This is a genomic window from Nostoc sp. DedQUE12b (assembly GCF_034530835.1).
GTDB lineage: Bacteria > Cyanobacteriota > Cyanobacteriia > Cyanobacteriales > Nostocaceae > Nostoc.
Genome location: NZ_JAVRCI010000075.1, coordinates 17670 through 33696, shown reverse-complemented (window position 1 = coordinate 33696; position 16027 = coordinate 17670). Strand labels below are relative to the sequence as shown.

Below are 16027 nucleotides of genomic sequence, written 5' to 3'. Positions count from 1 at the left end.
TACAACGCACAGAATACGCTCAACCAGCCATCGGGGTGTTGAGTGCAGGGATGTACAGCATACTGCAACAAGCTGGATTTAAGTCAGATTTTGTGGCGGGACATAGCTTTGGTGAATTAACCGCACTATGGGCTGCGGGGGTTTTGAGTACAGAAGATTACTTGTTCCTGGTGAAAGCTAGGGGTCAAGCAATGGCTGCACCCGAAGATCCAGATCATGATGCGGGTAGTATGTTGGCTGTCAAAGAAGACATCAGCAAAGTGGAAGCAGTGCTGAAACATTTTCCGCAAGTTGCGATCGCTAATCAAAATTCTCCGACTCAATTTGTCTTGGCTGGGCCTACCGCAGAAATAGCGAGAATCAAAGAGGCTTTACATGAGAAAGGATATACTGCTGTATTGCTACCTGTATCAGCAGCATTCCATACACCGCTAATCGCCTTTGCTCAAAAATCCTTTGCGATCGCCACCAAGTCTGTCAAATTCCAAAGTCCAAAAATCCCTGTTTACAGCAACGTCACCAGTAAGCAGTATCCCAAGGAAGCCCAAGGTATTCAAAAAATCCTCGAAAGCCATCTTTCCAACTCGGTGCTGTTTAAACAGGAAATTGAAAATATTTATGCGGCGGGTGGTACTTGCTTTGTGGAATTTGGGCCAAGGAGAATTCTCACCAACTTGGTGAAAGATATCCTTGGCGATCGCCCTCACATCACCGTATCTTTGAACCCCAGCACTCAAAAGAATAGCGATCGCTCCTTGCGAGAAGCGGTTGTACAGTTGCGGGTGATAGGTATGGCTTTGAATAACCTCGATCCTTACCAACTTCCCCAAACTATACCCCCAATTGAGACGAAGAAGACATTAAATGTCCGTTTAAACGGGATAAACTACAGATCCGAAAAAACGAAAAATGCCTTCGCTCAAGCTTTGCAGGATGGGCATAAAGTCACATTACCCACTCCCGAATATTCTGATGCGGCTCCTTTGTTTAGCAGCCCAGGTGTGACTCCACCTCTAGCAGTGATAGAGACTAACGGGCATAAAAAATCCACCCCAGAAATGAACGGTGTGAGTTCTAATATCATCACCCAGCCAGAGCAACAGATGAATCCTGTTACCCTGTCACAACCAGCCCAGGAATCTAAGATGCAACCAACACCAGAAAAGCTGACAAATTACGAACAACTTTTAGCAAGTTTAGAATACCTCCTGACACAGTTCCAGGAAAATCAAGCCGAGAATTTACAAGTTCACGGTACTTATCTCAACCATCAAATGGAATACGCTAAAGCGTTTTTCCAACTGATGCAGCAGCAGAATTCCTTGTTGAGCGAAAGTAAATCAACAGCCGAAACTGCAAAAATGAAGCTTGTTGTCATGGAAAGCTTAGAGCGTAGTATGATGCAGTTTCATTCTCAACAAGGTGAAACTCTACGCATCCATGAGCAATATCTCCAAGAGCAGTTGGAATATACTAAGAGCTTTTTCCAACTCATACAGCAAGAGTATTCTCAAATTATTTCTGGTGATGGAGTAACCGAACTAGCAGAGAAACTAAATGAGGTACACCATCATTTCACCACAGAAACAACTGTTACTGATGCACCAGTACCACCTACTACCAAAATAGTAGAAAGCCAGCCTTTGCCTGTAACTGAGCCTGTAGCTAAAAATGGCTTAAATGTTACCCAAGCACCTCTCCCGCCCGCTCCCCAGGTGGTAGAGCCTGTAGTTGAAACTCCTGCCCCAATACAGACGCGAGCGATCACGTCTCTACCAACTCCGCACTTCGCCACTGTCGAGACAGTAGAGCCTGTAGTCGCGCCACCTGTCCCAGTAGTAGAACCCCAACCTGAGGTTGTAGTCAAAATTAGCTCACCTCCAGTCAGCGAAGTTGTTGCATTCACCCCACCAGCACCCACAACTGCTGCACCTGTATCTGGCGCAACCATCGATATTGTTGACTTGGATAAAAATCTATTAGCCATTACCAGCGACAAAACCGGTTATCCAGTCGAAATGCTGGAAATGGACATGGACATGGAGGCGGATTTAGGAATTGACTCCATCAAACGGGTGGAAATCTTAGGGGCGCTACAAGAAATGTACCCCAACCTACCCAAGCCCAATTTAGAAGAACTGTCAGAAAAACGCACCATCGGTCAAGTTGTAGAGTATCTGCAATCTCACGCTTCCAGAAGTGTTTCTGTAGAAATTGCAATTCACGTACAACAAGCAACTGAGATTGCAGTAGAGGCTGCACCAGTAGTTGAGGTAGTCGTTGCACCTGAACCAAGCGTAGTTGTCGCATTCACTCCAGAACCAGAAGTTGCTCCTTCTACAAGTGATGAATTTGCAAACTTAGGTGAAACCCTGTTAGCCATCACCAGCGATAAGACCGGCTATCCAGTCGAGATGCTGGAACTGGAAATGGACATGGAAGCTGATTTAGGAATTGATTCCATCAAACGGGTAGAAATCTTAGGGGCGATGCAAGAAATGTACCCCAACTTACCCAAACCGAATATCGAAGAACTCGGCGACCTCCGCACCATCGGTCAAATAGTCGATTACCTACAGCAGTTGGCTGGAGGTGAAAAAAAAAAGTCTGAGCCTGAGTTTGTCCAACAACAGCCACCGGAATTAGAGCATACTATCCAACGCCATCCGGTCAAACTCAGAAGCCTAGCACAACCTGATTATTTGGATTTCACGTTACCAGAGGGACACATCGGTTTAATCACCGATGATGGTTCCCTCACCACTTATAAATTAGCTGAATCCCTAATCGAGAAAGGCTGGAAAGTAGTAGTTATCAGCTTCCCCCAATCGCTTATCGCCCAACAAGCACCCTTACCCACAGGAGTAACCCGCGTCACCTTAGCAAACTTGAGTGAAGAACATCTTCAACAACAATTGCAAGCGATCGCATCTCACTGCGGAGCGATTGGGGCCTTCATCCATCTACATCCGATGTTTGTAGGAAATCACACTGGAACTATTTCTTATAACGAATCAGAAAAGGCGATCGTCAAGCACGTATTTTTGATGGCGAAACACCTGAAACCCTCTCTAAACGAAGCCGCAAAGCATGGACGTAGTTGTTTCTGCACAGTTGCTCACCTTGATGGAGCCTTCGGTTTAGAGTACAAAGTTAACTTCGGTGCGATCGGCGCTGGTTTGTTCGGATTAACCAAAACTCTCAGATGGGAATGGCCAAAGGTATTTACTCGTGCGATCGATTTAAGTCCCAGACTTGATGCTAAACAGTCAGTACAAAACATCATTGCCGAACTTCACGATCCCAACCTTTATATAAGTGAAGTTGGCTACGGCTCACAAGGACGAGTCACCATTATTGCCGATTAAAAAGTTGATTAATGTTGTGTGCAACTTTCTCTCGAACCTAACCCCCAACCCCTTCCCTACAAGAAAAGGGGAGTAAGAATCAAAGCCTCGGTGTACACACAAGTCGAATTACCCCCCTTAATCCCCCCTTATAAAGGGGGGAAACAGGAAATCTAGTTCCCTCCCCTTTACAAGGGGAGGGTTAGGGTGGGGTAAAACCCTGGTTAATGAGCTATTTCAGACTTCTACACCGTAGCCCTGTGGGGGAGAGGTTTGGAGAGGGGGTTTCAAGAATCAGTTGCACATCAAAACCCAATTTATGCAGGTATTCACGAGGATTTATGACACAAACAGCCCAGCTTAGTCCATCATCTGTCTTTGTCGTGAGCGGCGGTGCAAAAGGGATTACGGCTGAGTGTACTATCAGATTAGCCCAACAGCAACCCTGCAAATTCATCCTCCTCGGTCGCTCCGAACTATTAGAAACAGAGCCAGATTATGCTCAAAATTCTGATGAATCCGCATTGAAAAAAAGCATCATGGAAAATCTTCTTTCTCAAGGAGAGAAGCCCACACCCATGAATGTGCAAAAAATATATAACAAAATTACCTCCAGCCGCGAAATTAAAAAGACTCTAGCAGCAATTGAAAAAACCGGAGCTAAAGCAGAATATATCAGCGTCGATGTTACAGATACGCCAGCTTTACAAGAAAAACTTGCTACTGCTGTGCAAAATCTCGGCCCAATTACCGGAATCATCCACGGCGCTGGAAATTTAGCTGATAAGTTAATTGAAAAGAAAACAGAAGAGGATTTTGAAAAAGTTTACACTGCCAAAGTTCAAGGCTTAGAAAACCTCCTGGCTTGCGTCAACCCTAATCAACTTCAGCATTTAGTTTTGTTTTCTTCAGTAACAGGATTTTACGGAAATCCTGGACAATCTGATTATGCGATCGCAAATGAAATTCTGAACAAATCAGCCCATATATTTAAGCAAAGTTATCCCTCGTGTCATGTCGTCGCTATCAACTGGGGCGCTTGGGACAGTGGAATGGTGACAGCAGAATTAAAGAAGATTTTTCAAGAGCGAAAAATTGAAATAATTCCCATTGCAGTCGGGGCACAAATGCTAGTTAAGGAAATGGATAATACTAATCATGCAACCTCACAAGTTGTTATTGGTAGTCCACTAGTTCCAATGGCTACAGAGCTAGATTCAGAACTACGAACCCATCGTATTCGTCGCCAAATGACGTTGGAGGCTAATCCATTTTTGCACGATCATACGATTGCTGGTTCTCCAGTTTTACCAGCAACTTGTGCAATGACTTGGATTATCAATGCTTCTGAACAATTATATCCTGGTTATCGGTTGTTTAATTACCAAGATTTTAAAGTTTTAAAGGGGATTACTTTCAATGAAACATTAGCGAAAGAACATATTTTAGAAATAGAAGAAATTTCTAAAGTTAATCTTGAAAGAATCGAACTTAAAGCCAAAATTTCGAGTAAGAATCCACAAGGCAGAATCCATTTTCATTTTAGCGCTCAACTCAATCTCCAGCGAGAAATCCCAGATGTACCCACTTATGAATCTCTCAATCTCGAAGAAGATAATATCATCACCGCTACAGGAAAAGATTTTTACCAAAATGGTGGAGCCACATTATTTCACGGTCCGGCTTTTCAAGAAATCAAAAGAGTCTTAAACATTAGTCCTGAAAAAATCACTACAGAATGTCTGTGGCCAGAACTCAGCGCACAGGAACAAGGACAATTCCCTGTCCAATGGGTAAATCCTTATACAACAGACTTGAGTATGCATGCCTTATGGGTTTGGACACAACACTTTCATGAAGAAGGTTGTTTACCTGGAAAAGTAGAAAAGTTTGAACAGTTTGCGATGATACCACATAACGAAACATTCTACGTTTCTTGTGAAGTACTATCTAAGACACCAAGTAGTGCGATCGCAAACTTCATCATACACGACCGCCAAGGTAAAATCTATTCACGAATGCTCGGCGCTCATGCCATTATTTGGTCAATGAAAATGCTCAGAAGCTAATAATCTGTGAAATTAAAGTTTGTAGTAAGGACTTTAGTCCGTGAAATTTTGGCGAATTGAGGATTTAAATTTAAACGCATAGGCGCTTCGCCTTCCCGTAGGGTAGGTTCGCAAAGGGAAACGCAAAGGGTCGCAGAGAATTTGCTAATAATTCAACTCTAATGTTTTTACTACGAACTATCAAAGCTAGCTTAATCTTAGGATTGCTATAAATTGCCTCGTTCAAAGTTTGGGGAACAGCGTAAATCCTGCCTTTTAATTATCTCTTGCTAAATACCCAAACTCGGAGCATATAAATCGTGGAAAAAATAGCAATTATCGCATTATCATGCCTATTCCCCGATGCCAAAAATCCTGAAGAATACTGGCAAAACATCGTTAATCAAAAAGATTCAACATCCTCTGCAACCGTCGAAGAAATCGGAGTATATCCGACAATCTTTCATAATCCAGTCAAAGGTACACCAGACAAAACTTATTCTCTCAAAGGCGGGTACATTCGCAACTTCCAGTTTAATCCTTCCGAATACAATCTACCATCAGAATTTGTTGCTGGTTTAGATAATACCTTCAAATGGTCATTGTATGCCGCCAAACAAGCAATCGTACAAAGTGGCTATTGGGGTAATCAAACTGTCCTTGCAAAATGCGGCGTAATTTTAGGTAATTTGTCATTCCCAACAAAATTATCTAATCAATTATTCTCTCCAATTTACCAGCAAGCTATTAACCCTGCCGTCAAAGAACTTTTACAGTATGAAGATTTTGATTTAGCTGTACCAAGTGCAACTAAAGCTTCTTTATACAATGCGATGATATCTGGTTTACCAGCATCTATCGTAGCTCAAGCTTTATCTCTATCTCAGATTAATTTATGTCTGGATGCTGCATGTTCTTCCTCATTTTATGCGATTAAACTAGCGTCTCATTATTTATGGTCACACAAAGCTGATGTCATGTTAGCTGGAGCCATCAGTTGTGCAGATTCGCTATTTGTGCGGATGTTATTTTCCGGCGTTCAAGGGTATGCAGAAAACGGCATTAGCCGCCCCTTAGATAAATCCTCTAGAGGGCTAATTCCTGCCGATGGTGTTGGGATGGTAATGCTGAAAAGATATTCTGATGCTGTTAGAGATGGTGACAATATTCTTGCTACCATTTGCGGTAATGGACTATCGAATGATGGCAAAGGTAAACATTTACTGAGTCCTAATCCTAAAGGACAAGTTCTAGCTTTTGAACGAGCCTATAACGAGGCAAAAGTTAGTCCCAAAACCATCGATTATCTAGAGTGTCACGCCACCGGCACATTACTAGGAGATACAACCGAATTCAACTCCATAGAAACATTCTTTGGTCAACATCAAGCTGCACCTCTAGTAGGTTCTGCTAAGGCAAATACTGGTCACTTGTTAACTGCTGCCGGCATGGTTGGCTTGACTAAAGTGATTTTGAGTATGTCTCATGGTGTAATTCCAGCAACCATGAATGTTTCGGAACCTTTAACATCAGAAAATGGTACAATTTCCGCCGACAAAATTGTTAGAACAGCTACGGCATGGCCTAATAATAACGCATCAATTAAACGGGCAGCTATTAGCGCTTTTGGTTTTGGCGGTACTAATTCTCATCTGATTTTAGAACAAGGAAATACAGCAGAATCAGTTGAATCAACTCCACCTGTTCCACCTACCAAAGTCGCCATTGTAGGTATGGATGCCTTTTTTGGTAACTGCAATGGTTTAGACGCTTTTGAACGCAGCATTTACGATGGAACACAACATTTTACTTCTCTACCGCCTCAAAGATGGCACGGTATAGAAAATCAAAAAAGTGTTCTGAAAGAGTACGGTTTAGCAGACGGGAAAGCACCAGTAGGAGCATATATTAAGGATTTTGAAATCGATACTTTATCGTGCAAAATCCCACCGAATGAAATTGAGAAATTAAATCCACAACAATTGTTGCTTCTGAAAGTTAGCGATCGCGCCGTAAAAGATGCGAAACTACAGGAGGGTGGCAATGTGGCTGTGATTGTTGCCGCCGAGACAGAATTCTCTGTGCATCAGCTACAGCAAAGATGGAATCTATCTTGGCAAGTTAAGGATAGCTTACTCAACCAAGGAATTTCTCTACCTGCCCAACAGCTTTCCCAACTGGAAACCATTGTCAAAGATAGCATTCACCAACCAGTAGAAATCGGCGAATATGTAAGTCACATCGCCAACATCATGGCGAGTCGGATTTCTGCTTTGTGGAATTTCACTGGCCCTGCATTCACCGTCAGCGCTGGCGAAAATTCTGCCCTCAAAGCGTTGGAAGTTGCCCAAATGCTACTCGCTACGGGAGAAGTAGACGCGGTGGTTGTGGGTGCAGTGGATTTAGCAGGTGGTGTGGAAAATGTCTTGTTCCGTAGCCAATTCGCACCAATTAATACAGGTGTAAATACGTTGGGTTACGACCAACAAGCTAATGGCTGGACAGTTGGCGAGGGTGCCGGTGCTGTCGTCCTCAAGCGCTACGAAGCTGCTAAGGAAGACAATGAACGCATCTATGCAGTAATTGATGGCATGAGTTTCGCACAAGGTAATTCTACTTTGAGTGACGCTTTGGTAAAACCTGATGCCTCAGCTATCAGCAATGTCTGCAAACAAGCTTTCGAGATGGCAGAGATTCAACCCACAGAGGTTAACTATGTGGAAGTCTTCGGTAGTGGCGTTCCCCAGGAGGATGAAGCCGAAATCACAGGTTTACTCCAAGCTTATCCGAAACTGGGCAATGGTCTGCACTGTGCATTGGGCAGCGTCAAAGCTAATATCGGCCACACCTATACAGCATCGGGAATTGCTAGCTTAATCAAAACTGCTCTCTGTCTTTATTACAGGTATATTCCCGCCACACCCAAATGGTCTGGTGTCAAAACACCGCAAGTATGGGAAGGTAGCCCTTTCTATGTGGCGATGGAATCAAGACCTTGGTTTGTTGATAAAGGCGGCACACGCAGAATAGCAGCAATTAATAGCATGGGTATAGATGGGAGTTACGCCCATTTAATCTTATCGGAGGAACCCAGCCAAGAGGAACGCGACAACAGATATTTGCAACAAATGCCTTTTCATCTGTTTCCTATCGCAGTTAGCGATCGCTCCACTATACCCGATATCCTAAACCATCTTCAAAAATCCATCGAAGCTAGTTCTTCTTTATCAGCTACCGCCAGCCAAACATTCGCTACCTTTGAGCAGCAATCTGATGCAAAATACGTCTTATCAATCGCAGGACGTAACACAAAAGAACTACTCAAAGAAATTGAATCTGCCCGCAAAGGTGTAAATAATGCCTTTGAGAACGGCACAGATTGGCAAACACCAATCGGAAGTTATTTCACAGCGAAACCATTGGGTAAAACCGGAGCAGTTGCTTATGTTTACCCCGCAGCAGTCAATTCTTATATTGGCATTGGTCGGACTGTTTTTCGCTTATTTCCTAAAGTCTTCGAGGATTTAAAAAGTAACAATCTCTACAATCGGGCTGCCGATGTTGAAAAGCTAGTTTATCCCAGAAGCTTACCTAAATTGACAACCAGGCAACTAGAAACTCTCGAAAAACAATTGTTAGATGATTCACTGGCAATGTTTGAAAGTGAAATTGCCTTTGCTAGATACATGACAGCAATTTTCCGAGATGATTTCCAAGTCAAGCCGCAATGCGTTTTTGGGTATAGCTTGGGTGAAACTAGCATGATGGTTGCCCAAGGAGTTTGGAGTGATTTTGAGGGTGGAAGTAACACTTTAAACTCATCACCTCTATTTGGCGATAAGTTATCTGGGCCGAAAAATGCGGTGCGTGAATATTGGGGATTAACAGATTCACCAAACAACAATTTTTGGAATACCTATGTTCTCATGGCCACTCCATCTCAAGTTAGAGAATGCCTGAAACAAGAGAATCGCGTCTACTTAACTCAAATCAACACACCAGAAGAAGTATTAATTGCTGGTGACGATGCAGCCTGTAAGCGAGTTCTTACAACTTTAGGTTGCAATTCTTTCCCTGCTCCCTTCGACCATGTGATACATTGTGAAGCGATGCGATCGCAGTTCGAGGAAATCAAGAAGGTAAACAGCTTACCATCACAAAATCTTCCTGGGATTGTCTTTTATTCTGCCGCCGATTATCAACCGATTGCACTTGAAAGTGATGCCATTGCTCACAATATTGCCAAAGGATTGTGCCAAGAACTTGATTTTCCGCAATTAGTTAATCGTGTTTACGATGATGGGGTCAAAATATTTTTAGAAGCAGGTGCTGGTAGTGTTTGTTCACGATGGATTGATAAAATTCTCGGTAACAAAGAACATATCACAGTTTCTCTAAATCGTAGGGGAATGGATGACCATGCTTCGATGGTCAAAGCATTAGCAAAACTACTCAGTCATCAAGTGAATGTGGATTTATCACCCTTGTATAGCAAAGCTCAAGAAACCGCTAATTCAAGTAAAGCAACATTGAGAACAGTTACCTTGGGTGGGAAAGCGATCGCTGCTACAATTTTGAGCGAAGAAAATCGCAAACTTGTTGAAGATTTTGCTGGGCATCTTAGGAGCGAACGCTTCAAAATACAGCATCCACAGATACCTAATCTCCAACAATCTGAAATCACAGATTCTCTTAACACTTCCAACCACATAACCCAAGAAGAAAGTTATTCCTCTAACATCTTGCCTCTGTCAGAAGAAGTAAAACCGAAAAATATCATTGATAACCTTTTTGAACCGAAAGAACAATTACAATCTTCTGAGTCAAGCGCAATTAGACAGCCAATTTCTCTTTCCTCCGCGCCAGTCATAACTCGAAAAATTAGTAGCATCATCAGCATGTTCGATTTAAATAAGACCCAGTATCAAAAGCTCAATGCTAATAATTCAAAGATAACTAAAGCACACACTGCCTTCTTACAAGCTAGACAAGATTACAGTCAACAAATGAGCGAAATAATTCAATTGCAACTAGCTTGCGCCCAAAACTTGCTTAACGAAGAATCTTGACATAAGTCTACATACTTCAACCGTCAATAACCTTGGGTAAGGGGAAAGGTGAACTGATAAAAGGAAAATATTTCTTCCCCATTCCCTATTCCCCACTCCCCACTCCCCTTATTTAATAATTGTAATCCGAGGGATAACTGCCGTGACAACCGTAGATACGGTACTAAGTAAACACGATAATGGCCTTAACTTCTCCACCTGGTTTCATAACAAAAACCAGATTTGGAAAGGTTCTTTAGAAACTGTATCTTTCGAGAAACAAACCATCAAAGATAAATTGATGGTGTTAAATAAACCCTGCTACATCGTGAAAGTTGCCGGAAAAATCGGTGTCACTAATGAGGGTTATTTATCCCCTGGTGATAATGGCACAACAGCACAAGTAGAACTGCTAACATTTGCAGCACCAATCCGCATTCAACAATTTGGAGATCCCAATTTTCTCTCCTCTTATGGAGTAAAATATGCCTACGTTACCGGCGCAATGGCTGGCGGAATTGCTTCCGAAGAAATGGTCATTGCACTAGGAAAAGAGCAAATTTTGAGTTCCTTTGGTGCAGGTGGTTTAACTCCAGAACGTTTGGAAGCAGCCATAAATCGCATTCAACAAGCTTTACCTCAAGGGCCTTATGCATTTAATTTAATTCATAGCCCTAATGAACCTGCTATTGAACGTCGGGCTGTAGATTTATACCTCAAATACCAAGTGAGAACAGTAGAAGCCTCTGCATTTCTCGACTTAACCCCCAACATTGTTTATTACCGTGTTGCTGGATTGGGTTTGAATAGCGCCAATCAAATTGAAATCAAAAATAAAATCATTGCCAAAATTTCTCGCCGAGAAGTTGCGACTAAATTTCTGCAACCAGCACCAGCCAGAATAATTAAAGAACTGCTAGAACAAGGGTTAATTACTGAGTTACAAGCAACCCTTGCAGGCAAAGTTCCAATGGCTGATGATATTACCGTCGAGGCTGATTCTGGAGGTCATACAGATAACCGTCCCCTGGTTTGTGTGTTACCTTCTATTATTGCCTTGCGAGACGAAATTCAAGCACAATATCATTACCAAACACCCATTAGAATCGGCGTTGCAGGGGGAATTGGGACACCACAATCAGCATTAGCAGCTTTCATGATGGGTGCTGCTTATATAATGACCGGTTCCATTAATCAATCATGCGTTGAATCTGGGGCTTGTGAACATACCAAAAAATTATTAGCCCAAGCAGAAATGGCTGATATGATAATGGCCCCAGCAGCAGATATGTTTGAAATGGGAGTCAAATTGCAAGTTCTCAAACGGGGTACAATGTTCCCCATGCGAGCGCAGAAATTATTTGAACTCTATCGCGCTTATGATTCTATTGAAGAGATTCCTTTGGCAGAAAGAGAGAAATTAGAAAAACAAGTTTTTCGCAAAACTATTGCTGAAGTATGGGAAGGAACTGCGGCTTATTTATCCCAAAAGAATCCTGAGAAACTTGGGAAAGCAGTCAATAATCCTAAACTGAAAATGGCGTTGATTTTCCGTTGGTATCTAGGATTATCTTCCCGTTGGTCTAGTTCTGGTGAAAAAGGTAGAGAAGTCGATTATCAAATTTGGTGTGGCCCGGCAATGGGCGGTTTCAATGACTGGGTACGCGGTTCTTATTTGTCTGAACCAAATAATCGTGGTGTAGTCGATGTTGCTAATCAAATTATGACTGGTGCAGCCTTTTTGTACCGCGTCCAAAATTTGAAAATTCAAGGACTGCAAACTTCTGATTATTACAGTCAGTATCACCCTGTTCGTTCTACATCATTGTTGGAGATTTAAAAATGGCTATAAAACAGTCTTTCACCGCAGACGATATTCAATTATTTTTGGTATCTAACTTAGCTAAGTTGCTAGGAGTAGCAACTGATGAAATAGATGTCAAAGAACATTTAGAAAACTATGGCTTGGATTCAGCCCAAGCAATGATTCTAGTAAGTAACTTAGAAAAATTGCTAGGATTTCAACCATCTCCATTGCTATTGTGGCATTACCCAAATATTGAAGCTCTTTCACAGCGTTTAGCTGAAGAAGTGCAAGATGGTTCACCAGTTCAAGATACAAAAGTAGTAGCCTCTAATGCCAACACTGCACCCTCTATTCTAGATTTAGCTGCCGAGGCTGTTCTTGACCCTACCATCCATCCTGGTGCTGCATCTAATGTGCTTGTGGGTGAACCCAAGAACATCTTTATAACTGGAGGAACGGGCTTTTTAGGAGCTTTTATCATCCGGGAACTGCTACAAGAAACTAAGGCAGATATTTATTGCTTAGTGCGTGCTGCTAATGCCGAAGAAGGCATTAGCAAACTTCAAAAGAATTTGGAACAGTATGCAATTTGGCAAGAAGAATTTAGCTCCAGAATTATTCCGATTGTCGGGGATTTATCTCTGCCATTGTTAGGTGTTGGGTCTGAACAATTTCAAACTTTAGCTACCAATATTGATACTATATATCATAGTGGTGCTTTGTTAAATTATGTTTTTCCATACTCTGCACTGAAGGCAGCCAATGTTTTAGGAACACAAGAAGTTTTGAGGCTAGCTTGTCAAATTAAAGTTAAGCCTGTACATTACGTTTCTAGCGTCGCTGTTTTTGAATCCACTGCTTATGCTGGCAAGGTTGTTAAAGAACAGGATGAATTCAATCATTGGGAAGGTATTTATCTTGGTTACTCTCAAACAAAATGGGTAGCTGAAAAGTTAGTTAAAATTGCTCGTGACCGTGGACTACCTGTAACTATCCATAGACCACCACTGATTTCTGGTGATAGCAAAACAGGCATTTGTAACACACATGACTTTATCAATCTGATGACCAAAGGTTGTCTACAAATGGGATATTTCCCTGATGTAGATTATATGTTGGATATGTCACCTGTGGACTATGTAAGTAAAGCGATCGTTTATCTATCACGGCAAAAAGAATCTATAGGTAAAGCTTTCAATTTACAACATCCCCAACCTGCCGCTTTAAAAATGCTAGTTGAGTGGATACGCTCTTTTGGCTATTCAGTTGAGATGATTCCTTACGAAAAATGGCAATCTGAGTTAATCAATAATGTCACTTCTGCTGACAATCCTTTGTACACTTTGCGACCCTTTTTACTGGAACGTTGGTCTGATGAGCAACTGACTATTCCTGATTTGTACTTACAAGCTAGAAGACCTGATATCAGTTGCCAAGATACTCTCCATGCACTAGCAGGTAGTTCTATTGTTTGTCCACCAATTGACTCTCAATTGTTTATGACTTACACCGCCTACTTAATTCAAAGCGGCTTTTTAAATATCGCTTAGAAGTTCACAACTTGCGTAGGATGTGTTAGGAACGTAACGCACTATCCCGAATACTTTCGGTGCGTTACGGAAGCCGTAACACACCCTACAACTACAACAAAACAAGTTTATTTTGTCGATGTTTTTTCAAACTCAGTACTGCTGAATAGTTAATATTTCAGATGCCAGCAACAACTTATATACCAACAGTGGCAATATAATTGCCCTGTTTTTTTATGCTCAATAATGTAAATTTTTAGTACTCACCTCTTGACAGAAGCAATCGAGGATAGAATGGTTAGTGTCGGGCATAAAAGTTTGATTTTACCCTTTGCCTTTTGTAAGTGATCAAAAGCCAAATGATAGCAGTCTGAAATAACCAAGCTCCTTTAATTCCCAACTTCTTCGATGTATAAATCCTAAATTTTGGTTTGGACTGCTACATCTATCCAAGGCATCACACCAGTATTTTAAAGGGTAATAACTCAAGACATTTCTTGTCGGTTGAGATATTACGCGTACTTAATTGTAGAACGAGAACCACTGTAAATGCAACGCAGCTTCATCAAGTTGAATTCACCAATATTCTTACATGAACACAACACATCAAATTCAGAGCAAAAAAACTGCTCTTATAACTGGGGCAGCCGGTGGAATTGGCTACGAATTAGCGTGTATTTTTGCCACTCATGATTACAATCTAGTCTTAGTAGACAGAAACGGGCTAAAGCTAGTAGAAATTGCAGCTAAATTCCAAAAACAATTCGGAAATCTTGTCAAAACTATTGTTAAGGATTTATCTATATCAACTGCTCCTGAAGAAATTTTCACGGAGTTGCAACTCGCCAATATTAATGTTGATGTGCTGGTAAATAATGCTGGATTTGGTATCTATGGATTATTTCACGAAACAGACCTAGCTACTGAATTGGAAATGCTACAGGTAAATTTGGTCTGCCTCACCCATTTAACCAAGCTATTTATAAAGCACATGGTAAAACAAGGTGAAGGTAAAATATTAAATGTTTCCTCGGCTGCTGCTTTTCAACCTGGGCCTTTGATGGCGGTTTATTTTGCTACTAAAGCTTATATCTTATCTTTTTCAGAAGCGATCGCTAATGAATTAGAAGGTACAGGTGTCACTGTGACAGTTCTTTGTCCAGGCTCAACCGCATCTGGCTTTCACGAAAGAACCGGGATGGCTGACTCTAAGTTGCTCAAGGGTAAGCGGATGATGGATGCACGAACAGTAGCCGAAATTGGTTTTCACGGCTTAATGAAGGGCAAAACCATTGTCATTCCTGGTTTTATGAATAAACTACTGGCAAAAAGTGTCAGATTTGTACCTAGAAAGGTGGTGACAAAGATTGTGAGAAATATGCAGGAAGATAAGTAAGCAGGTTGTCATTTGTCATTGGTCATTGGTCATTTGTCCGCAATATCTCTCTTGTTTCAGCCAAAAGATGAGCTTAACCAACATCAATACTGCCAACACTTTAAGTTACAGCCAAAGTTCTCTACAGCAACAGCAGCAACATAATTGTTAGCAGGTACTAGTTCAAAAAGACTCCAGTCTTCAGTTATCTGTAATTTGGCTGGTTCTGTGGGAGTTAGCGATACTTCAATTTGCTCTAACTGGGATAGTCCGTCTCCAGTTGCTTTTAAATAAGCTTCCTTACAAGTCCAGTAACGGAAAAATACCTCTTGCTGTTGGTTGGGAGATAGCGATCGCAACATTTCATATTCTCTCGGTAAAAAGAACCGTTTGGCAAGAGCTTCCAAATCAGACATCGGGCGAATATATTCTAGGTCTACACCAATTTCTCTAGTACAATTCACCGCACACAAACCCAACCCTTGGGAATGAGACAAGTTAAACGCCAGTCCACTATCGGCAAATGTATCTGCTAATACTGGTTTGCCACGCTGTTGATAATTAAACTGCACTTGTCGGGGCTGGATATCCAAATAGCGACCTAATATAGTTCGGAGAATACCACGACCAGCGATGAAACGCTGGCGATGTTCTTGAAAATAGAACCGTTCAGCACGAGCTATTTCGTCATTGGAAAGAGTCGCTGCTAATTTTTGCAGTTGTGGTTCTGGTTGGTCAAGGTCTATACGCCAGACATGAATCTCATCTAGTTGCAAAGTTAAATCTGTTGGTGCAGGTAGCCAGAGATTCATAATAATTCGTAATTCAGATTTTATTTGGATTTTTTTCTTTTTGTATTGGATAAGGTTTTGT

The 16027-nt window shown here is 41.7% G+C and carries 7 protein-coding genes; 6 read left to right on the top strand and 1 reads right to left on the bottom strand.

The genetic code is table 11. The features are described from left to right. From RMY16_RS26570 to RMY16_RS26545, 6 genes are all read left to right on the top strand, one after another. The coding region (locus RMY16_RS26570) for an acyltransferase domain-containing protein (protein WP_322738869.1) at positions 1–3368 on the top strand (3368 nt) is incomplete at its 5' end. Positions 3369–3688: 320 nt separating this feature from the next. Next, positions 3689–5416, top strand: a complete 1728-nt coding sequence (locus RMY16_RS26565; protein ID WP_322738868.1) for an SDR family NAD(P)-dependent oxidoreductase — start codon at positions 3689–3691, stop codon at positions 5414–5416. Positions 5417–5715: 299 nt separating this feature from the next. After that, complete coding sequence (locus RMY16_RS26560) at positions 5716–10464, top strand: PfaB family protein (RefSeq protein ID WP_322738867.1); 4749 nt, start codon at positions 5716–5718, stop codon at positions 10462–10464. Positions 10465–10606: 142 nt separating this feature from the next. Next, complete coding sequence (locus RMY16_RS26555) at positions 10607–12283, top strand: PfaD family polyunsaturated fatty acid/polyketide biosynthesis protein (RefSeq protein ID WP_322738866.1); 1677 nt, start codon at positions 10607–10609, stop codon at positions 12281–12283. A gap of 2 nt (positions 12284–12285) precedes the next feature. Further along, a complete protein-coding gene (locus tag RMY16_RS26550; RefSeq protein WP_322738865.1) occupies positions 12286–13800 on the top strand; it encodes a thioester reductase domain-containing protein in 1515 nt (504 codons plus the stop codon). 571 nt (positions 13801–14371) lie between these two features. After that, a complete protein-coding gene (locus tag RMY16_RS26545; protein WP_322738864.1) occupies positions 14372–15175 on the top strand; it encodes an SDR family oxidoreductase in 804 nt (267 codons plus the stop codon). An 83-nt stretch (positions 15176–15258) separates the two neighbouring features. Here the strand turns inward: RMY16_RS26545 and hetI are convergent, their stop codons facing one another. After that, the gene (gene hetI, locus RMY16_RS26540; protein ID WP_322738863.1) at positions 15259–15966 is read right to left on the bottom strand and encodes a 4'-phosphopantetheinyl transferase HetI; all 708 of its coding nucleotides are present in this window, start codon (positions 15964–15966) and stop codon (positions 15259–15261) included. Between the last annotated feature and the right edge of the window lie 61 nt (positions 15967–16027).

Excerpts from the sequence above, each read along its gene's own strand:
- RMY16_RS26565 (WP_322738868.1), top strand. The coding sequence starts at position 3,689 with ATGACACAAACAGCCCAGCTTAGTCCATCATCTGTCTTTGTCGTGAGC.
- RMY16_RS26550 (WP_322738865.1), top strand. The coding sequence starts at position 12,286 with ATGGCTATAAAACAGTCTTTCACCGCAGACGATATTCAATTATTTTTG.
- RMY16_RS26545 (WP_322738864.1), top strand. The coding sequence starts at position 14,372 with ATGAACACAACACATCAAATTCAGAGCAAAAAAACTGCTCTTATAACT.
- hetI (WP_322738863.1), bottom strand. The coding sequence starts at position 15,966 with ATGAATCTCTGGCTACCTGCACCAACAGATTTAACTTTGCAACTAGAT.